Below are 19,981 nucleotides of genomic sequence, written 5' to 3'. Positions count from 1 at the left end.
CGCCGTGCGTCAGCTCACGCGGCCTTCGCCTTCGTGGCGTACATGTCGACGTACTCCTGACCCGACAGCCGCATCACTTCGGCCATCACGGAGTCGGTGACCGCCCGCAGCACATAGCGGTCGCGGTCCATGCCCTCGTAGCGGGAGAACTCCATCGGCTCACCGAAGCGGACCGTCACCTTGCCGGGGCGGGGCAGACCGGTACCACCGGGCTGCAGCTTGTCCGTGCCGATCATCGCGAACGGCACCACCGGCGCGCCGGTCATCAGCGTCAGCCGGGCGATGCCCGTACGGCCCCGGTAGAGGCGGCCGTCGGGGGAGCGGGTGCCCTCCGGGTAGATGGCGAAGGCCTTGCCCTCCTCCAGCACCCGACGGCCCGTCATCAGCGCCGCGACACCGCCGCGCCCGCCGTCCCGGTCCACCGGGATCATGCCGCAGCCCGTGAAGAACCAGGCCATCGCCCGGCCCTTGAGCCCCTTGCCCGTCACGTACTCGTCCTTGCCGATGTAGTACACCGGCCGGTCGCAGCAGATCGGCATGATCATCGAGTCGATGAACGTCAGATGGTTGCCCGCGAGGATCACCGGACCGTCCCCGGGGATGTTCTCCACGCCTTCCACCTGGGGGCGGAACATCAGGCGCAAGATCGGTCCGAGCACTGCCTTGATGAGTGCGTGTCGGGACAACGGTTCCTCCGGTGTAGTGGCCGGGCCGGCCGGGGCGCGGGATCGTGACGGTCCATGCAGGTGAGGACGATACTCGCGGGTTCTCGCTCACCGCACATCGGGTTCACCGAGTGGATACGCAGTGTTGACGCGTGTTTCCGCCATGTTCGTCCAGGAGCTGCTCCCCCGACGGTACGACTGCCTACGCTCGGACGGCGTCCGACAGGTGCGAGACATCACACGCGAGGAGCATTGATGACAGAGCGCGCGCAGGCAGGTCCCGGCCGCAGAACCCTGCTCGGTGCGGGGGCCGCCGTACTGGGCACGGCAGCCCTCGGACTGGCCGGCGGCCCGGCCGACGCCGCCGGGAACCCGGCCGGGAACACCGCCGGACGGCCGGGCGGCCACGGCTTCCGCCTCGATCTGCCGGTGCCCACCGTCATCGGGCACCGCGGCACCAGCGGCTACCGGCCCGAGCACACCCTCGGCTCCTACCAGCTGGCCCTCGACATGGGGGCGCACATCATCGAGCAGGACCTGGTGCCGACCAAGGACGGCCATCTCGTCTGCCGTCACGAGAACGACATCACCGCGACCACCGACGTCTGCGCCCACCCCGAGTTCGCGAGCCGCAAGACCACGAAGAAGGTCGACGGGGTCTCGCTCACCGGCTGGTTCACCGAGGACTTCACCCTCGCAGAACTGAAGACACTGCGGGCCACGGAACGCATCCCTGGCACCCGTCAGAAGAACACGCTCTACGACGGCCGCTGGGAGATCCCCACCTTCGAAGAGGTGCTGCGCTGGGCCGACCGTGAGGGCCGCAGGCGCGGCAAGCCGGTCTGGCTGTACGTCGAGACCAAGCACCCCACCTACTTCCGGGGCCTGGGCCTCGGTCTCGAAGAGCCCCTCGCCAAGCTGCTGCGCCGCTACAACCGCCACCGCGTGCAGTCGCCGCTCATCCTCCAGTCCTTCGAGCCCGGCAGCATCCAGCGCCTGGCCGGACTCGTCGCCACCCCGCGCGTCGTCCTGCTCTCCGGCGCGGGCGAGCGCCCCTGGGATTTCGTCACGTCCGGCGATCCGCGCACCGTGGCCGACCTGGTGAAGCCCGAGGGCCTGAAGTGGATGGCCTCCTTCGCCCAGGGCATCGGACCCACCCTGGACCTGATCATCCCCAAGGACGCCTCGGGGCGGCTCACCGCACCCACCACCCTCGTGACGGATGGGCACGCCCAGGGCCTGGTCCTGCACCCGTACACCCTGCGCAACGAGAACACCTTCCTGCCCGCCGACTTCCGGCGCGGCACGGACCCCACCGCGTACGGTGACGCCTTCGGCGCGTTCCAGGCGTACTTCGCGACGGGTATCGACGGGATCTTCTCCGACAACCCGGACACCGCTCTTCTCGCCGCGGCGGACTTCGCCGCGAAGTGAGACCGGCGTCAGCACCCGGCCGGGGCGTGCCCCGGTCGGGTGGTGCGCGCCGGGTACGGCAACCGGCCGCCGGTACGGTGCGTTGGCCGGGGCATGATGCTTCTTGATCATTGCCCCGCAACGACCGAAGCCGCCCCCGCGGCCGTCGTCCGCATCCTCCATCCGCTGGTGAGCGCCGAGGCCACGGCCGAGGCGGCCGCCTCGGCGACCGGCGCGGCGATCGAACCCGCCGACCTCGAACAGGCCGTCTGGCTACGGCTGCTGGAGCGGCTCGCGCTGGACGGGCCGCCGCCGGACCCGGCGCGCTGGGTGCGCAACGCCGTACGGGCGGAGGCCCGCCGGGCCCGCCGCACCGCCCGGCACGAACGCCCCTACCGCGACGAGACCTCCGCGGACGCGGCCGACTGCCCCGAACGGATCGCCGTCGGTGCCGACGAACGCCGGGCGCTGCACGCCGCCGTGGACCGGCTGCCCGGTCGCTGCCCCCGGCTGCTGGCGGCGCTACTGGCGCCAGGTGACGCCACCTACCGGGAAATCGCAGGAAAGTTGGGTATGTCACAGGGGAGTTTGGGCCCGGTCCGTTCCCGATGCCTTGGATGTCTGCGCAGAATGCTCGCGGCGGAGGTTGCCGCTCCTGAACCGCGGGGAAAGGAGCGTTAGACAACCGGTGGATCAGGTGGGCGGAGGCATGCGCACATGGGCATGAGTGTGATCATCTCGGCGGCGACGGCACAGGATGCCGAAGAGATCTTGAAACTTCAGTACCTCTGCTTCCAGACCGAGGCGGAGCTGTACGGGAACTACCGGATCGACCCGCTCGTCCAGACGCTCGATTCGGTGCGCGCCGAGATCGCCACGAATCTGGTGTTCGTCGCGCGGCTGGGTGACGAAGTCGTCGGTTCGGTCCGCGGATCCATCGATCAGGAGGGCGCCGGGCGGATCGGGGGGCTCTGCGTCCACCCGCGGCTCCAGGGGCACGGCCTCGGCGCCCGGCTGCTGCGGGCCGCGGAGTCGGGACTCGCCGACGAGCGGTCGGCCACCCGCTTCCGGCTGCACACCGGGCATCGCAGCGAGGGTAACCTGCGCCTCTACCGGCGGGCCGGTTACGCCCCCGTGGGCAACGAGATGAGCCAGGACGGTGTCCGGATGATCCTGCTGGAGAAGGAAGCGACCGCGCCCGTCTACGTCGCGAGCGCGTAGCACCGGTTACGCGTACGCCGTCCGTCCCGCGCCCGTCCTACGGGTTCTTCGCGCGGCGCAGCCACATCATCCCGGTGATCGGCAGGATCACCGGGATGAACAGATAGCCCATGCCGAAGTCGGACCAGACCGTGGCGTCGGCGAACGCCGAGGGTTCCACCATCGTCCAGGTCCCGACGACCAGCACACCCAGGAGCTCGGCGGCGCAGCACACCAGCGCCGACCTGCGCGCCCTCTCGCCGCCACGCACCAGCGAGTACGTGATGAACCCGTACACGACGGCGGCGACGGCCGACAGCACATAGGCGAGCGGCGCCCTGCCGAAGTCCAGGATCATCTGGACGATCGAACGGGAGGCCGCCGCGACGGTGAACACCCCGTAGAACCAGACCAGTACCCGGCCGGGTCCGGTACCGAGGTCGAAGGGGCGCTTCTCATCGGTGGCGGCGGGGGTGCGCTCGGTGTCGGTCACGGTCAGTTTCCCCAGATGTCGTAGAGCCGTACTTCGAGGACGGCCAGCACGACCGCGCCCGCCGCCACCGTCACCGAACCCCACCGGGTCCGCTCGGTGAGCGACAGGAACCCGGCCGCGGGCACGGCGAGGAAGGACCCGATCAGATACGCGATGAAGATCGTCATGCCCTGCTCGGGCCTTTCGCCCCGGGACAACTGCACGATGCCCACCACCAGCTGGGCCAGCGCCAGCAGCGAGACCACGGCCATCCCGATGAAGTGCCAGTCCTTGGTCGGCTGGTCCCGGTAAGCGGCCAATCCGCACCAGGCGGTGAGGGCGAGCGCGGTCACGGCGACCGCGACCGTCAGGGCGTCAAGCATGAGGCGAGGGTATTACGGACCAAACGGCCCCCTGCGTGCGCCCCCGCACCCGGGGCGCTGTCCGCACCCGGGCGGGACCGTGGCCTTGACCACAACACGCGACCGCGCCGCGCCTGCCGCACCATGCGTCGCCGCTGCCCCTCCGCGGTATCGGTGCAGGTCACAGCGGAGGAATCGAGAATCGCGACGGCCGGCCGAACGGTCTCACGCCACCATCCACAGCTGTCCGCTATTCGGACAGCCGGGCAGGGCGGAACGTTACGTCTGATTTACTTGCCGCATGACCACGACGAGCGACCGCATCCTTGCGACCGAGGCGATCACGACGCCCGGTGCTCGTTGTATGTGTCGAATGCGCACCCTCTGAGGGCCCCCGCCCGATCCTCGCGCCCCGAAGCGAGACCGAGCCCGAGCCGTCCGCACCCAGCGGAACGAGCCTGCCCGAGCACCGCTGCCCGGCCCTCCGCCGCCCGCAGCCGTGCCGAGATCCCCGCTCGGGACATCCGATCGAAACGCCCGGACAGTCTCATCAGACGAATGCCCCGTGCCCGGCGGACACCGCGCCGCGCACTCGACAGTGATGGAAACCCTGTGATCACCACTACGGGCCTCACGAAGGTCTACCAGTCGCGCGACCGCGAGGTCACCGCCCTGGACGGCGTCGACCTGCACGTCCGCGAGGGCGAGGTGTACGGCGTCATCGGACAGAGCGGCGCCGGAAAATCCTCCCTCATCCGCTGCGTCAACCTCCTGGAACGCCCCACTTCCGGCACCGTCACCGTGGCCGGCCAGGACCTCACCGCACTCGCCGGCCGGGGCCGCCGGGCCGGCAAGGAACTGCGCGAGGCACGCAGCCGCATCGGCATGGTCTTCCAGCACTTCAACCTGCTGGCCTCCCGCACCGTCCAGGACAACGTCGAACTCCCGCTGGAGATCCTCGGCGTATCCGGCAAGGACCGGGCCCGCAAGGCCCTCGAACTCCTCGACCTCGTCGGCCTCGCTGACAAGGCCAGGTCCTACCCGGGCCAGCTCTCCGGCGGTCAGAAGCAGCGCGTCGGCATCGCCCGCGCACTCGCCGGCGACCCCAAGGTGCTGCTCTCCGACGAGGCGACCTCCGCCCTCGACCCCGAGACCACCCGCTCCATCCTCCAGCTGCTGCGCGACCTCAACCGGCAGCTCGGCCTGACGGTCCTGCTCATCACGCACGAGATGGACGTCGTCAAGACGATCTGCGACTCCGCCGCGCTGATGCGGCGGGGACGCATCGTCGAATCCGGCACCGTCGGCGAACTCCTCGCCACCCCCGGCTCCGAACTGGCCCACGAGCTGTTCCCCGTCGGCGGTACGGCCTCCGGCCCCGACCGCACGGTCGTCGACGTGACCTTCCACGGCGAGGCCGCCACCCAGCCGCTGATCTCGCAGCTCTCCCGTACGTACAACATCGACATCTCGATCCTGGGCGCCGCGATGGACACCGTCGGCGGCAAGCAGATCGGCCGGATGCGCATCGAACTGCCCGGCCGCTTCGAGGAGAACGTCGTCCCGATCGGCTTCCTGCGCGAGCAGGGCCTGCAGGCCGAGGTAGTGGAGCACGACGCCGCCTCCATCCCCGTGCGGACCCCCGCCCCGCTCACCAAGGAGGTGGCGAAGTGACCTGGTCCGAAATGCAGCCGCTGCTCACCCAGGGAACCGTCGACACCCTCTACATGGTGCTCTGGTCCGCGGTCGTCACCGTTCTCGTGGGGCTGCCGCTCGGTGTCCTGCTGGTTCTCACCGACAAGGGCGGGCTGCTCCGGAACACTCCGGTGAACAAGATCATCGGAGTGATCGTGAACATCGGCCGGTCGCTGCCGTTCATCATCCTGCTGATCGCTCTGATCCCCTTCACCACCTGGGTCGTCGGCACCTTCATCGGCCCGACCGCGATGATCGTGCCGCTCGCCGTCGGCGCCATCCCGTTCTTCGCGCGGCTCGTCGAGACGGCCGTCCGCGAGGTCGACCACGGGCTCGTCGAGGCCGTCCAGTCGATGGGCGGATCCATCCCCACGATCGTCCGCAAGGTACTGCTCCCGCAGGCACTGCCCTCGCTCGTCTCCGGCGTCACCACCACCGTCATCGTGCTCATCGGCTATTCCGCGATGGCCGGCGCGGTAGGCGGCGAAGGGCTCGGCTCCAAGGCCGTCACCTACGGATTCCAGCGCTTCGACAACCAGTTCATGCTCATCACCGTCGCGCTGCTCATCGTCATCGTGACCGTGATCCAGCTGATCGGCGACGCGGCGGTACGCCTGCTGGCCCGCCGGGGCCGCACCACCACCTGAGACTTTCTCCCCCTCAAGCCCGAACTCCTTGTCCGGGCGCACCACCCTCACCACCGAAAGAGGCACTTTTCGTGCGCAAGAACATCAAGATCACCGCAGCTGCCGCCGCCACCGCCGCCCTGGCCTTCGGCCTCACCGCCTGCGGCACGTCGTCCGACCCGGCCTCCAAGAGCGAGACCGGCGCCAAGGCCGACACCTCCAAGGCACTCGTCGTCGCCGCGTCCCCGACGCCGCACGCCGACATCCTGAACTTCGTCAAGAAGAACCTGGCGGACAAGGCGGGCCTCAAGCTGGAGGTCAAGGAGTTCACGGACTACGTCCTGCCGAACACCGCCACCGAGACCGGCCAGGTCGACGCGAACTTCTTCCAGCACCAGCCGTACCTCGACGACTTCAACAAGAAGAACAACACCCACCTCGTCTCCGTCGGCACCGTCCACCTGGAGCCCCTCGGCCTCTACTCCAAGAAGGTCAAGGCCATCGGCGACATCAAGCCCGGCCAGACCATCGCGGTGCCCAATGACACCACGAACGAGGGCCGCGCCCTCCAGCTGCTCGCCGAGAACGGTCTGATCACCCTCAAGTCCGGCGTCGGCACCGACGCCAAGCTGAGCGACATCACCGACAAGAAAGGCCTGGAGTTCAAGGAGCTGGAGGCCGCGACCGTGCCCCGCGCCCTGAACGATGTGGACGCCGCCGTCATCAACGGCAACTACGCCATCGAGGCCGACCTCAAGCCCTCCAAGGACGCCCTGGTGCTGGAGAAGGCCGACGGCAACCCGTACGCCAACATCATCGCCGTGAAGAAGGGCAACGAGAAGGACGTCCGGGTCGAGAAGCTCGTCGAGCTCCTGCACTCCGACGAGGTCAAGAAGTTCATCGAGGACACCTATCAGGGCTCGGTCGTCCCGGCCTTCGGCACCGCGACCAAGTCCTGACACCCGCAAGAAATTTGCCCGACGAGCCCCGCCCACCCCACCACGGGGTGCGCGGGGCTCCGTCGTGGGCCCCGCCCATGCACAACGCCCGCCCGATGCTGCATGCTGTGCCTTTACACGGTCTTCAGCATGGAGCTGCGCATGACTTCCACCTTTCCGTCCATCTCCATCAGCACGGATCGGTTGGTGCTGCGTCCTTTCGACATGGCGGACGTCCCCGCGTACATCGAGATGATGAACGACGAACTCGTCACCGCGTGGACCGAGGCCCCCCACCCCTACACCCAGGTCGACGCCGAACGCTGGGTCCGCAGGATCGCTCCCGCACAGCGCACCACCGGCGACGGCATCGTCTTCGCCGTCACCGAATTCCTCACCCAGCGACTCGTCGGCTCGGTGCGCCTGCACCACACGGACTGGCGCACCCTCGCCACCGAGGCCGCGTACATCACCGCCCCCTGGGCACGCGGCGAGGGCTACGCCACCGAGGCCGTACTCGCGCTGGCCCAGTGGCTCTTCCGCGACCAGGGCTTCGAGCGCATCGAACTGCGCACCGCCGCCGACAACACCGCTGCCCAGCAGGTCGCCCAGAAGCTCGGCTGCATCAGCGAGGGAGTCCTTCGCAACGCCCGCATAGCGCGCATCCAGACGGTGGACGGCAGCTGGACCGACATCAGGACCGACCTGATCGTCTGGGGCCTGCTCCCCGAGGATCTCGAAGGAGTCGCCGAGCAACTCGCCGACGCGGGCGGCTACGGTGCCTACAACGACTGGAACTGACCCCCACCGGGCCCCCGGCACCGGGCCGGTACGGACCGAGTACTCTCAGAGGCCTGTCCACCCTTCACGAACAGCCCCACCTGCGACAACTCCAGGAGACTGACGACAGATGGCCGATCGGGTCACCGTGATCGGCTGGGACGGCTCGCCACTGACCGGAGCGGCCACCGCCGCCCTCTCGGCCGCCACGCTCGTCGCCGGAGCCGCCCACCACCTGGCACTCCCCGAAGTCCCGGCGCACGCCGAACGGATCCGCCTGGGCTCCATCGACCTGGCCGCCCGCCGGATCGCCGGACACCGCGGCAGTGCCGTGGTCCTCGCCGACGGAGACCCGGGCTTCTTCGGAGTCGTACGCAACCTTCGCGCACCCGAACACGGCCTCGAAGTCGAAGTGGTGCCCGCCGTGTCCTCCGTGGCCACCGCGTTCGCCCGCGCCGGAATGCCGTGGGAGGACGCCCAGGTCGTCGTCGCCCACCCCCGTACCCTGCGCCGCGCCGTCAACGTCTGCCGCGCCCATCACAAGGTCGCCGTCCTCACCTCACCCGGCGCGGGCCCCGCCGAACTCGCCCTGCTCCTCGAAGGCGTCCACCGCACCTTCGTCATCTGCGAGGAGCTCGGCACCGCGCGCGAACAGGTCAGCGTCGTCACCTCCGAGAACGCCGCCGACCACGTCTGGCGCGACCCGAACGTGGTGATCGTCATCGGTGGTGGCCCCGAACCGCAGGCCACCGGCGCCTGGATCGCCGGCCGCCACCCCGCCTACCCCCGTGGCGTACGCGGCTGGGCGCTGCCTCCGGAGGCCTACCCGGGCGGCGCCACCGACGCCGGGGACGAGAGCGGCGAGGGCGAGTCCCCGGGGCTGCGCGCCGCCCAGCTGGCCCGCCTGGGCCCCCGTACCGGCGACCTCCTGTGGGACATCGGCTCCGGCAGCGGGGCCCTGGCCGTGGAGGCCGCCCGTTTCGGGGCCGCGGTCCTGGCGGTCGACAGCGACCCGGCGGCCTGCGCCCGCACCGTGGCGGCGGCCCGGTCCTTCGGCGTCCAGCTCCAGGTCGTCGAGGGCCGGGCGCCGCATGTGCTGGAGCGGCTGCCGGAGCCCGACGTCGTACGGATCGGAGGCGGCGGAGTCCCCGTCGTCACCGCCGTCACGGAGCGCCGACCGGAACGCATCGTGACCCACGCCTCCACGCGCGACGAGGCCGAGGCACTCGGCGCGGCACTCGCCGGGAACGGATACACCGTCCGGTGTTCGCTCCTCCAGTCCGTCGAACTCGACACGGCCGCATGGTCGGAGCGCGAACGCTCGGTCGTGTTCCTGCTCTCCGCGCTGCGTTCGGACCTCGCCCCCTGACCCGTTCGGCGTACGGCGCGAGGTAGGCTGGCCGATTGTTGCACCGCGCCTGGATGTTCGTCGCTTCGTTCTTCAATGTCCGGAAAAGGGGACCGTTTTGGCCCTCGTTGTGGTACGGCAGACCGGGGGATGCGCGACGTGGCGCAGTCCACAGCGGGCCGTGGCGAAAAGAGCTGCCGCGGCGGCGAACGGCCGCGAGAATGCAGTATGTCCGCGATCGTTTCGTGCCGCGCGGCGCGCCCGCTCGTTCTTGTTGACGAGCGCCGGCGTGCCGTGTTCGGGCGTCCCGGGCGAAGGGCCGAAGGAGCACTGACGATGGGCGAGGGGTACGCATGAGTGACACCGGCCAGATCCCGGGTGAGGGACTGCCGGAGAACGCAGGCATGGTGGAGCAGCCGGGCATCGCCGCCCCGGATGCCTACACCTACCTCGCTCCCTCCGAGCATGTCTCCGAGGACGACGATGTCCTGCTGATGCCGAGCCCCCAGGGAGCCTGGAGCGACCCGCAGGCGGTACCGGCCCCCGGCCAGTACCCCGACGGCGTCGCCGCGCAGGCACCACTGCCCGAACAGGCCGTCCACCAGGCCCAGCCGCAGTTCGCCTTCGAGGCTCCGGGGCAGCCTCAGGGGCCCGTGCAGGTACAGGCGCAGGAACCCGTCCAGAGCCACGTGCAGGTGCAGGTCGCGGACGCGTACGCCGCGCAGCAGCCGGCGCCCGGCCTCGTGCCCGAGACCGGTCAGGGGACGCACGAGTCCGGTGGCCGCGACTCCGGTTCGGTCGATCTGAGGGGTGTACGCATCCCCGCGCCCACCCCGGCTCCCGCCCCGGCGGTGCAGCCCCAGCCCCAGACCCTGGCGCGTCGACCGCTGCACCGCGGTCCGGCCGCGGCCGACGGCGGGCCGTCCTACGGCGGATCGCCGACCGGCGGAGTGGTCCGCTCGCTCGCCGACCGCGGACCCGCGGGCGCGCCTCAGACGCAGACCCAGATCCAGACCCAGGCGCAGCCCCAGGCACCCGCACGGCACGCCGGACCGTCCACGATCGGTCCCGAGTACTTCGAGACGCCGGGCGACGGGACGGCCGTACTGCCGGGTCCGCAGCTCGGTAAGATCCTGCCGCAGGGCGGAAGCCCGTGGTCGGCCCAGGCGCCGGAGCCGGTCGCCGCCCCGGCGTTGGCAGAAACGGTCGTCCCGGAGCCGGTCGTCGAGCCGGTATCCCAGGCGCAGCCCGTGCAGGTCGCGCCGATGGCCGATCCGGCGCCGGTCGCTGTCGAAGCTCCGGCCGGGGCTGCTGCCGGGGCGGGCGTCGAGAGCGCGGCGAAGTCCGAGGCCGAGGCTGTCGCCGAGACACCTGCCGTCGAGGTCGCCCCCGTCGCACCGGTGGAGGCCGCGTCGGTGGAGACCGTACCGGAGGCGGCCGTGGAAGCCGCTCCCCTGGGCCGGTTCGTGCCCGTGGAGGGGCCGGTGCCGACAACTCCGCACCTGGCGCCGACGCCCGTGGTGGAGGAGCAGGCCGTGGCGGCCGAGCCCGGACCCGAGCGGGTCGCCATCGTCATGGAGTTGGTCCAGCCCGCGGAGGTCGTGGCAGTTGCCGAGACCGCCGCAGCTCCTGAGACGGTCACCGCCCCCGAGGCCGAGCTTCTGCCCGTGCCGGAGCCCGAGCCCGGCCCGGAGGTCATCGAGACCCCGGGCATCACGGCCGCCCCGGACATCGCGACCCCCACGGAGACCGTGGAAGCCACCGAATCCGTGCCCGTGGAGTCCGTACAGCCCGAGGCCCAGCCGGAGCTCCAGCCGGAGCCCGAGCGCGAGCCCCTCGCCGAGGAGGCGGCCGCCGCCGAGACGTCCGCGGCCGAGGAGTCCGAGGCTCCCGCCGCTCCGCCCGCTCCCGGTTACGACGACGCCGAGCGCGAGGCGGTGCTGCGCGTCATGCGCGAGCGCCGCGACATCCGCAACGGCTTCCGCAGCGACCCGATTCCGCACGAGGTCCTGCTCCGGGTCCTCGAAGCCGCGCACACGGCGCCCAGCGTCGGCCACTCGCAGCCCTGGGACTTCGTGGTCATCCGCTCGGCGGAGACCCGCCGTTCGATGCACGAACTGGCACAGCGTCAGCGCGACGCCTACGCCACGTCGCTTCCCAAGGGCCGGGCCAAGCAGTTCAAGGAACTGAAGATCGAGGCCATCCTCGACACCCCGGTCAACATCGTCGTCACCGCCGACCCCACCCGCGGTGGCCGCCACACCCTCGGCCGGCACACCCAGCCACAGATGGCCCCGTACTCCTCGGCACTCGCCGTCGAGAACCTCTGGCTCGCCGCCCGCGCCGAGGGCCTCGGCGTCGGCTGGGTCAGCTTCTTCGACGAGCGCGAGATGGTCCGTGCCCTGGGACTGCCCGAGCACCTGGAAGTCGTCGCGTACCTCTGTGTCGGTTACGTCGACGAGTTCCCCGTGGAGCCCGAACTCATGCAGGCGGGCTGGTCGAAGCGCCGCCCGCTGTCCTGGGTCGTCCACGAGGAGACGTACGGCCGCCGCGCCCTGCCCGGCGAGGAACCGCACGACCTGCTGCAGGAGACCATCTCCAGCATCCGCCCGCTGGACGCCAAGGCGCTCGGCGAGGCGTGGGAACGCCAGAAGCGGATGACCAAGCCCGCCGGCGCGCTCGGCATGCTGGAGATCATCTCCGCGCAGTTGTCGGGGCTTTCCCGGATGTGCCCGCCGCCGATCCCGGAGCCCGCGGCCGTCGCGATCTTCGCGGGGGACCACGGAGTGCACGCCCAGGGGGTCACGGCCTGGCCGCAGGAGGTCACCGGCCAGATGGTCGCCAACTTCCTCGGCGGCGGCGCGGTCTGCAACGCGTTCGCGGCCCAAGTGGGCGCCGAGGTGTGCGTGGTGGATGTCGGCGTGGCCATGGAACTGCCCGCGACACCGGGCCTCCTGCCCCGCAAGGTGCGCGCCGGAACGGCCGACTTCACGACCGGCCCCGCGCTCACCCGCGAAGAGGTCCTGGCGGCCGTCGAGGTCGGCATCGAGACCGCCCGCGATCTCGTCGCGGCAGGCAACAAGGGCCTGCTCACCGGCGAGATGGGCATCGCCAACACCACCGCGTCGGCCGCTCTGATCTGCGTGTACACGGGCATGGACCCGGCCGAGGTGACCGGTCGCGGTACCGGCATCAACGACGAGATGCACGCCCGCAAGGTCGATGTCGTCCGCCGGGCTCTCGAACTCCACCAGCCCGACCCGGCTGACCCGATCGGTGTCCTGGCATCGGTCGGCGGCCTCGAACACGCGGCGATGGCCGGCTTTCTGCTGGGCGGTGCCTCGCTCCGTACGCCGGTCATCCTCGACGGCGTGAGTGCGGGCGCCGCGGCCCTGGTCGCCCGGGCGATCGCGCCCGAGGCCCTTGCCGCCTGCATCGCGGGCCACCGCAGCGCCGAACCCGGCCATGTGGCCGCGCTCAACAAACTGGGCCTGCGCCCGCTGGTCGACCTCGACCTCCGCCTCGGCGAGGGCACGGGCGCGCTGCTGGCGCTGCCGATCGTGCAGAGTGCGGCGCGGGCGATGCACGAGGTGGCGACGTTCGATTCGGCGGGCGTGACGGAGAAGTAGCGGAACGGAAAGCAAGCCTCGCCGGCGTCTGAGGCGCGGGGTTCCGGGGGGCGAGCCCCCGGGCAGGGACGGGAGACGGGTAGGGGAACAAGCCCGCTGCGGGCGCCCCACCCGCGCCCGGACCCGCCCCCGCATCCACCCCGTATCGTGGACCCCACCCCACAAACCCGCACGTCACAGCCGCTCCACCGCCGCAGCGGCCGCCGCACTCCGTCCCCTGCACGAGGAGCCCGCACCGCCATGGCCGAGCACGCGGTTCACGCCGATCACGCCGATCACCCTGCGTACCCCGTCGGACTGCGTCTCGGCGGACGCCGAGTCGTCGTGGTCGGCGGCGGCCAGGTCGCCCAGCGCCGTCTCCCCGCGCTCATCGCCGCGGGTGCCGACATCGTCCTCGTATCGCCGGCCGCGACCCCGTCCGTCGAGGCGATGGCCGACGCCGGCGAGATCCGCTGGGAGCGCCGCCCGTACGCCGACGGGGATCTGGCCGACGCCTGGTACGCCCTGATCGCGTCCGACGACACCGCGGCGAACGACGCCGCTTCCGCCGAGGCCGAGCGCACCCGCACCTGGTGCGTCCGCAGCGACAACGCCGACGCCGCCACGGCCTGGACCCCGGCCACCGGCCGCAGTGAGGGCGTGACCGTCGCGGTCCTCACCACCGACACCCACGGCCGCGACCCGCGCCACTCCGCCGCCGTCCGCGACGCCATCGTCGAGGGCCTGCGCGACGGCACCCTCGCCGCACCCCACCACCGCACCCGGACCCCCGGCGTCGCCCTGGTCGGCGGGGGCCCCGGTGACCCGGACCTGATCACGGTGCGCGGCCGCCGCCTCCTCGCCGAGGCCGACGTCGTCATCGCCGACCGCCTCGGCCCGCGCGACCTGCTCGACGAACTCCCGCCGCACGTCGAGGTGATCGACGCCGCGAAGATCCCGTACGGCCGCTACATGGCCCAGGAGGCCATCAACCAGGCGCTCATCGAGCACGCCAAGGCGGGCAAGGCCGTCGTGCGGCTCAAGGGCGGCGACCCGTTCGTCTTCGGCCGCGGCATGGAGGAGGCCCAGGCGCTCGCCGCCGAAGGCATCGCCTGCACCGTCGTTCCCGGCATCTCCAGCTCGATCTCCGTGCCCGGCGCCGCCGGTATCCCCGTCACCCACCGCGGAGTGGCCCATGAGTTCACCGTCGTGAGCGGTCATGTCGCCCCCGACGACGAACGTTCACTGGTCGACTGGCAGGCCCTCGCCCAACTGCGCGGCACCCTCGTGCTCCTGATGGCCGTCGACAAGATCGGCGCCATCGCCCGTACCCTCATCGCCCACGGCAAGGCCCCCGAAACCCCGGTCGCCCTGGTCCAGGAGGGCACCACGGCAGCGCAGCGCCGGGTCGACGCGACGCTCGCGACCGTCGCCGAACGGGCCGTCGCCGAGGACGTACGCCCCCCGGCCGTCATCGTCATCGGCGACGTCGTCGCGGTCGGCCCGAGCGCCGTACCGCCGGCCGCCGAATAGCCGGCCCGAGCGCCCACCGCCCGCACCCCGCCGAGTAACCGGCGGTAGCGGATCTCCCTCCAAGCCGTTGGCATCACACACCGGACAAGGCAGTATCGAACCCGTGGCTGATCTCATCACCGTCGACGACCCCGACGACCCCCGCCTGCGCGACTACACCGGACTGACCGATGTCGAACTCCGGCGCAAGCGCGAGCCCGCCGAGGGCCTCTTCATCGCCGAGGGCGAAAAGGTGATCAGACGCGCCAGGCACGCCGGGTACGAGATGCGCTCGATGCTGCTCTCGGCGAAGTGGGTCGACCTCATGCGCGATGTCATCGACGAGGTCCCGGCCCCGGTGTACGCGGTCAGCCCCGAGCTCGCCGAACGCGTCACCGGCTACCACGTCCACCGCGGCGCCCTCGCCTCGATGCAGCGCAAACCGCTGCCGACGGCCGACGAACTGCTGGCGACGACCCGCCGGGTGGTCGTCATGGAGGCCGTCAACGACCACACCAACATCGGGGCGATCTTCCGCAGCGCCGCCGCCCTCGGCATGGACGCCGTGCTGCTCTCGCCGGACTGTGCCGATCCGCTCTACCGGCGCTCGGTCAAGGTCTCGATGGGTGCGGTCTTCTCCGTCCCCTACGCCCGTCTCGACACCTGGCCCAAGGCCCTGGAGACCGTACGGGAAGCGGGCTTCGCACTCCTCGCGCTGACCCCGGACGAAAAGGCCAGCAGCATTGACGAGGCGGCACCGCACCGGATGGACAAGGTGGCGCTGATGCTCGGAGCCGAGGGCGACGGGCTGTCCACCCAGGCCCTGGTCGCCGCCGATGAATGGGTGCGCATCCCGATGGCGCACGGCGTCGACTCGCTGAACGTGGGAGCCGCCGCCGCGGTCGCGTTCTACGCCGTGGCATCGGGCCGCCCGCAGAGCTGACCGGCTACCGGAGCCCCGGACTCTGCGCTCGGCCCGGACTCCCACTCCGCGCCTCGTTCGGACCCTGCGGCTCGGTCCACGCCGCGCCCTGGCTCTGCGCCTGGCCCCGGGGGCGGTCCGTGCCCAGCCCGCGGGCCGGCCCCTGGCAGCCCTGTGCCGCCGCGATGCCCAGCGCCACCAGCAGCGTCACCACGACGAAGACGACGAGCCGCTGCCGCAGCAGCCGCGGATTGGCGGGACGCCGCCCGGTCGACGTCTTGCGGGCCCCGGGACGCGTTCCCGGCCGGCCGTTCGTCCCGTTCGTGCCCTGCGGGCGCTTGCCGGACCGTGTCGTGTTGCGCGGCGGCTGATGCTGCTGAGGACGCGAACCACCGGTACGGGGCGACCCGGCCCGCGACGACGTGGCCTGCCGGCCGCTGTGCGGTTGCTTCTGCTTCTGCCTGCGGGGCGCCGGAGGAGCCGTACGCCGGGTCTGCTGCTCGGTGTACGGGCCGTCGATCAGGTCGGTCGGCCGGTCCAGCTCCTGCGCCGAACGCTGGACGGGCGGGCGGCTCTCGTGCAGCCCCTGCGCCTCCCGTGCCGCGATCTCCTTGAGCCGCATGGAGAGTTGGAGCGTGCTCGGCCGCTCCTCGGGAGCCTTGGCCAGACAGGCACTCACCAGCGGCGCGAGCGCGTCGTGCACGTCGTACAACTGCGGTTCCTCGTGCACCACGCGGTACAGCATCACCTCGGAACTGCCGTGCCCGAAGGGCGAGTCGGCCATCGCGGCGTACGCCAGCGTGGCACCGAGCGAGAAGACGTCCGTCGCGGGCGTCACCGCCGCACCGCGCACCTGCTCGGGAGCCAGGAATCCCGGCGAGCCCACCGCCGTACCGACATGCGTGAGGGTGGACGCCCCGGTCGCCCAGGCGATCCCGAAGTCGATGATCCGGGGGCCCTTGGGGGAGAGGAGGATGTTCGACGGCTTCAGGTCGCGGTGGACGACACCGGCCTCGTGCACCGCCACCAGCCCTTCGGAGAGCGCTGCCCCGATCGAGGCGACCTCGGCCGCCGACAGCGGTCCCTCCTCGGCCACCTTGTCGTGCAGCGAGGGCCCCGGGACGTACTGCGTGGCGAACCACGGGCGGTCCGCCTCCAGATCGGCGGCCACCAGACGGGCCGTACAGCCGCCGCGGATCCGCCGCGCGGCGGACACCTCGCGCGCGAACCGCGAGCGGAATTCCTGGTCCTCCGCCAGATCCGGGCGGATCACCTTCAGGGCCACCCGCTGGCCCCGCCGGTCCGAACCGAGGTAGACGACACCCATGCCGCCCGCTCCGAGCCGCCGGTGCAGTCTGAACGAACCGACGACACGCGGGTCCTCGCGCCGGAGCCGCATCATCGCCATGTCTGCCCATCCCCGCTGCCTGGTACGCCTGACGAGGCACAGCTTACGTACCCGGCGCCCGGGGCGCTCAGAGGCCGCGCCCTCGCCCGCCGATCGATTGTCGGTGCGCAGCACGGCGTGTGACGGGGTGTGGGGCCGCGGCCGTTCGTGCACCGGACGGTGCCGGACGCTCAAACCGGTTGCGGTGACAAGAGGTTGGTGCCATGAGAGCCACGTCCCCGACGAGACCGGCGCCGCACACCGGCCCCGGCAGGGACGGGCCCGCGCCGACCGGGGCGACGCGCGCCCCGGCCCGCCGCCGGGAGCCGGGGCGTGGGCGAGTGAGTGAAGTCACGGCCGTCGTCCGACCTGCCGGATGCCTGGTTCGGGCCCTGCGGCGACCGGCCACCGCATCCCGTCCGGCCACCTGATCCGCAACATTCCGGGCACTTCTCCGGGATGACCCCGGGATCAGGCGCCCGATCTCCACCCAGGGGAGTACATCGACTACCCACGGCTCATCCTCCGGGAGGCCCGGTATTCGGTACGCGGGCATGACGTCGTAGGCCCTCCGCTTCCCTAATGTTGAGGTCAAGCGGCGGGCGCAGCACTCGTCCCCCGAGGTCACACGCCCGCCGCTCCACAACCGGTCAGGAGAGGAACCATGGCGGACACGGCAACGCGGACCCCGATCCGCACGCAAGGACGCAGGGCCCATGCCGCGTTCGGCAATCGCCCGTCGTCCGGTACGCGCCACCCACTGGTGGCGACGGCGATGGTTCTTCCCCTGGCGGCCCTGCTCGTAGTCGTCTTCGGCGGCTGGGAGGCAGTGGTCACACAGGCGTCGTCCGTGGGCGTGATGCTGGGGCGCTGAGCGGCGCCCCGGGTCCGGAAGAGCGGTCCGGACCGGGACATCCGGCCAACAACCCCGTGGGGACGGGGGTGCGGCGGACGGCAGCGTTTGTCCGGTCAGCTGGGGAGCTGACCGGACATCGCGCTGTCCGGGACCTTTCCGCCGCGCGTACGCTCCTTGGCGGGCCCGGCGCGGACCGGCCCGCCCACACCTGTCCACCACCGGGGGAGACCGTGAGCACCACAGTCGTACGCGCGCTGGGCGCCCTCGCCCACCGGGCCGCCCACCCCGGCCCCCCGGCCCACTGCGCCTGCCCGCCACCGGCCGTACTCGCGGACCGCGCGGACGGCACGGTGGTCCGCAGCGGTCACGTCGTCGCCAAGGCCCACGCCCCCGGCACGGACACCCCCGGTCTGCTGACCCGTCTGACCCTCGCGAACGACTCCCGTCTGAGAGGCATCCTGCTCGCTCCGCTGCGGCCCCGGCCCGCTACCCCGTTCCACGGCCGCCCCGTCACCCTGTGGCCCCACGGCCGGCCCGTCGATGCCGACGACCCCGACGCAGCCCCCTGGGAGGAGGCCGCAGTCCTGCTCGCCGGGCTGCACCGGACCCCGGCCACCGTCCCGCTCCCGCCCATGCGGGGGCCCGCCAAGGCCGCACTCGCCGTTGCCCGGATGCGCGCCGCCCGGCCCGGCGAGCCGGCCGCCGCCCCCGTGCTCGAAGCCTGGCGCCGCCTGCCGCCCTGGGCCCGCGACGAAGCCGCCGCGCCCCCGCACCGCTCGGGCTTCCTCTGCCACGGCGATCTGCACCTCGGCCAACTCGTTCGCCACCCCGCGCCGGACGGCCCCTGGCTGCTCATCGACATCGACGACATGGGCCTCGGCGACCCCGCCTGGGACCTCGCCCGCCCCGCCGCCTGGTACGCGGCCGGTCTGCTGCCCCCCGATGTCTGGCTCCGCTTCCTGGACACCTACCGGGCGGCGGGCGGGCCCGCCGTACGGGCCGAGGGCGACCCCTGGCCCGAACTGGACGTCCCGGCCCGCGCCCTGACCGTGCAGACCGCGGCGCTCGCACTCGCCAAGTCCGCGGCGGAGGGCCGGAGTCCGGATGAAGTGGAGCAGGTGGTGATCGATGCCTGTGCCCGAATTGCCTCCCTCCAGTCCGAGTTGGCCGCCGAGCGCCCGTCGTAGGCTGAACCGACCGTCGCCGGGCACGCATTCCGGGGACGGCGACCCGACGGCGAGGAGTGAGCCGAACCATGCAGTGTCCCAAGTGCCACGCACAGATGCAGACGTACAACCGCAATGGCATACAGATCGAGCAGTGCAGCGGCTGCCGGGGAATCTTCCTCGACTACGGCGAACTGGAGACCCTGACCCGCATCGAGGCGCAGTGGACGCAGCAGGCCCCGCCCGCACCGCCCGTCCCGCAGGCCTACCCGGCCGCCCCGGCACCGGCCTGGGGCGCCCCCCAGTACCACGACGGCCACCACGGCGGTCACTACCGGCATAAGAGCTTCGGCCGCATGCTCTTCTCCTCCTGAGCCAACGCGCGGTGGGCCCGGACGTCTTCGGTCCGGGCCCACCGCCGCACGTACCGCTGAGACGACAAAGCCCCGGTCGCCGAAGCGACCGGGGCTTGTACTGCGTGCGCGATACTGGGATTGAACCAGTGACCTCTTCCGTGTCAGGGAAGCGCTCTCCCGCTGAGCTAATCGCGCAGGGTGAACCCGCGTGTACTGCGTGCGCGATACTGGGATTGAACCAGTGACCTCTTCCGTGTCAGGGAAGCGCTCTCCCGCTGAGCTAATCGCGCGGGGGATCCTTGCGGACCGGTGGACGATACTGGGATTGAACCAGTGACCTCTTCCGTGTCAGGGAAGCGCTCTCCCGCTGAGCTAATCGTCCTTGGAGGTGGAGACGGGATTTGAACCCGTGTAGACGGCTTTGCAGGCCGTTGCCTCGCCTCTCGGCCACTCCACCAGGAGCGGGGGTTCGGGAAGATCCCCCACTTTCTGCGAGCGGACGACCAGGTTCGAACTGGCGACCTCAACCTTGGCAAGGTTGCGCTCTACCAACTGAGCTACGTCCGCTTGTCTTTTCCGGCCCGCTTGCGCGTCCCGGCGACGTGTTGAACTCTAGCGGATTCCCGGGCCAGTACAAAAACGCGTTTGTGCAGCGTGCTGAGGTGCGTTCGCCCC

Annotated in this window: 18 protein-coding genes and 5 tRNA genes; 14 read left to right on the top strand and 9 right to left on the bottom strand. The window is 71.4% G+C overall.

Translation table 11 applies throughout. The features are described from left to right. Window positions 1-14: 14 nt before the first annotated feature. On the bottom strand, window positions 15-686 hold the full coding sequence (locus tag OG936_RS04605; RefSeq protein ID WP_266745160.1) for a 1-acyl-sn-glycerol-3-phosphate acyltransferase: 672 nt from the start codon (window positions 684-686) through the stop codon (window positions 15-17). Window positions 687-920: 234 nt separating this feature from the next. Here OG936_RS04605 and OG936_RS04600 point away from each other — a divergent pair, with 234 nt between their 5' ends. From OG936_RS04600 to OG936_RS04590, 3 genes are all read left to right on the top strand, one after another. Further along, window positions 921-2,099 (top strand): glycerophosphodiester phosphodiesterase, encoded by a 1,179-nt coding sequence (locus OG936_RS04600; RefSeq protein ID WP_406492729.1) that lies wholly within the window; start codon window positions 921-923, stop codon window positions 2,097-2,099. A 93-nt stretch (window positions 2,100-2,192) separates the two neighbouring features. Continuing rightward, window positions 2,193-2,759, top strand: coding sequence for a sigma-70 family RNA polymerase sigma factor (locus tag OG936_RS04595; protein WP_406492727.1), 567 nt, complete (start codon window positions 2,193-2,195; stop codon window positions 2,757-2,759). Between the two features lie 36 nt (window positions 2,760-2,795). Further along, the gene (locus OG936_RS04590; protein WP_406492725.1) at window positions 2,796-3,299 is read left to right on the top strand and encodes a GNAT family N-acetyltransferase; all 504 of its coding nucleotides are present in this window, start codon (window positions 2,796-2,798) and stop codon (window positions 3,297-3,299) included. Between the two features lie 37 nt (window positions 3,300-3,336). Here the strand turns inward: OG936_RS04590 and OG936_RS04585 are convergent, their stop codons facing one another. Both OG936_RS04585 and OG936_RS04580 read right to left on the bottom strand, forming a co-directional pair. Beyond that, complete coding sequence (locus OG936_RS04585) at window positions 3,337-3,771, bottom strand: hypothetical protein (protein WP_406492724.1); 435 nt, start codon at window positions 3,769-3,771, stop codon at window positions 3,337-3,339. Window positions 3,772-3,773: 2 nt separating this feature from the next. Further along, window positions 3,774-4,133 (bottom strand): hypothetical protein, encoded by a 360-nt coding sequence (locus tag OG936_RS04580; RefSeq protein WP_266745155.1) that lies wholly within the window; start codon window positions 4,131-4,133, stop codon window positions 3,774-3,776. A gap of 591 nt (window positions 4,134-4,724) precedes the next feature. Here OG936_RS04580 and OG936_RS04575 point away from each other — a divergent pair. From OG936_RS04575 to OG936_RS04540, 8 genes are all read left to right on the top strand, one after another. Further along, window positions 4,725-5,786 (top strand): methionine ABC transporter ATP-binding protein, encoded by a 1,062-nt coding sequence (locus OG936_RS04575; RefSeq protein ID WP_406492723.1) that lies wholly within the window; start codon window positions 4,725-4,727, stop codon window positions 5,784-5,786. Further along, window positions 5,783-6,454: a methionine ABC transporter permease gene (locus tag OG936_RS04570; RefSeq protein ID WP_406492721.1), complete on the top strand. Its 672-nt coding sequence runs from the start codon at window positions 5,783-5,785 to the stop codon at window positions 6,452-6,454. Before OG936_RS04575 ends, OG936_RS04570 begins: the two co-directional genes overlap by 4 nt. 71 nt (window positions 6,455-6,525) lie before the next feature. Then, complete coding sequence (locus OG936_RS04565; RefSeq protein WP_406492719.1) at window positions 6,526-7,392, top strand: MetQ/NlpA family ABC transporter substrate-binding protein; 867 nt, start codon at window positions 6,526-6,528, stop codon at window positions 7,390-7,392. Window positions 7,393-7,494: 102 nt separating this feature from the next. Next, entirely contained in the window at window positions 7,495-8,172 is a 678-nt protein-coding gene (locus OG936_RS04560) for a GNAT family N-acetyltransferase (protein WP_406492718.1), read from the top strand. A 109-nt stretch (window positions 8,173-8,281) separates the two neighbouring features. Beyond that, a complete protein-coding gene (cbiE, locus tag OG936_RS04555) occupies window positions 8,282-9,520 on the top strand; it encodes a precorrin-6y C5,15-methyltransferase (decarboxylating) subunit CbiE (RefSeq protein WP_406492716.1) in 1,239 nt (412 codons plus the stop codon). Between the two features lie 332 nt (window positions 9,521-9,852). Continuing rightward, window positions 9,853-13,128: a nicotinate-nucleotide--dimethylbenzimidazole phosphoribosyltransferase gene (gene cobT / locus OG936_RS04550; protein WP_406492714.1), complete on the top strand. Its 3,276-nt coding sequence runs from the start codon at window positions 9,853-9,855 to the stop codon at window positions 13,126-13,128. A gap of 240 nt (window positions 13,129-13,368) precedes the next feature. Continuing rightward, window positions 13,369-14,640 (top strand): uroporphyrinogen-III C-methyltransferase, encoded by a 1,272-nt coding sequence (gene cobA / locus OG936_RS04545; RefSeq protein ID WP_383753534.1) that lies wholly within the window; start codon window positions 13,369-13,371, stop codon window positions 14,638-14,640. 103 nt (window positions 14,641-14,743) lie between these two features. Next, window positions 14,744-15,562, top strand: a complete 819-nt coding sequence (locus tag OG936_RS04540; RefSeq protein ID WP_406492712.1) for a TrmH family RNA methyltransferase — start codon at window positions 14,744-14,746, stop codon at window positions 15,560-15,562. A gap of 4 nt (window positions 15,563-15,566) precedes the next feature. Here the strand turns inward: OG936_RS04540 and OG936_RS04535 are convergent, their stop codons facing one another. Continuing rightward, window positions 15,567-16,949, bottom strand: coding sequence for a serine/threonine-protein kinase (locus OG936_RS04535; RefSeq protein ID WP_406492710.1), 1,383 nt, complete (start codon window positions 16,947-16,949; stop codon window positions 15,567-15,569). Window positions 16,950-17,592: 643 nt separating this feature from the next. Here OG936_RS04535 and OG936_RS04530 point away from each other — a divergent pair. The 3 genes from OG936_RS04530 to OG936_RS04520 all read left to right on the top strand — a co-directional run bounded on the left by OG936_RS04530 (window position 17,593) and on the right by OG936_RS04520 (window position 19,324). After that, complete coding sequence (locus OG936_RS04530; RefSeq protein WP_406492708.1) at window positions 17,593-17,802, top strand: hypothetical protein; 210 nt, start codon at window positions 17,593-17,595, stop codon at window positions 17,800-17,802. Window positions 17,803-18,014: 212 nt separating this feature from the next. Further along, window positions 18,015-18,971, top strand: a complete 957-nt coding sequence (locus OG936_RS04525) for a phosphotransferase (RefSeq protein ID WP_406492706.1) — start codon at window positions 18,015-18,017, stop codon at window positions 18,969-18,971. Window positions 18,972-19,039: 68 nt separating this feature from the next. Then, a complete protein-coding gene (locus OG936_RS04520; RefSeq protein ID WP_406492704.1) occupies window positions 19,040-19,324 on the top strand; it encodes a zf-TFIIB domain-containing protein in 285 nt (94 codons plus the stop codon). 105 nt (window positions 19,325-19,429) lie between these two features. Here the strand turns inward: OG936_RS04520 and OG936_RS04515 are convergent. The 5 genes from OG936_RS04515 to OG936_RS04495 all read right to left on the bottom strand — a co-directional run bounded on the left by OG936_RS04515 (window position 19,430) and on the right by OG936_RS04495 (window position 19,873). After that, window positions 19,430-19,501: transfer RNA gene (locus OG936_RS04515), tRNA-Val, on the bottom strand. 23 nt (window positions 19,502-19,524) lie between these two features. Next, window positions 19,525-19,596, bottom strand: a tRNA-Val gene (locus tag OG936_RS04510). Window positions 19,597-19,616: 20 nt separating this feature from the next. Continuing rightward, window positions 19,617-19,688 (bottom strand) — tRNA-Val (locus OG936_RS04505). 1 nt (window position 19,689) lies between these two features. Next, window positions 19,690-19,763 (bottom strand) — tRNA-Cys (locus OG936_RS04500). 37 nt (window positions 19,764-19,800) lie between these two features. Next, window positions 19,801-19,873: transfer RNA gene (locus tag OG936_RS04495), tRNA-Gly, on the bottom strand. Window positions 19,874-19,981 lie beyond the last annotated feature (108 nt).

Source organism: Streptomyces sp. NBC_00846 (assembly GCF_045207325.1).
Taxonomy (GTDB): Bacteria; Actinomycetota; Actinomycetes; order Streptomycetales; family Streptomycetaceae; genus Streptomyces.
Note: the sequence above shows the minus strand (reverse complement) of the source record. Positions and strands in the feature narration are given on the sequence as shown.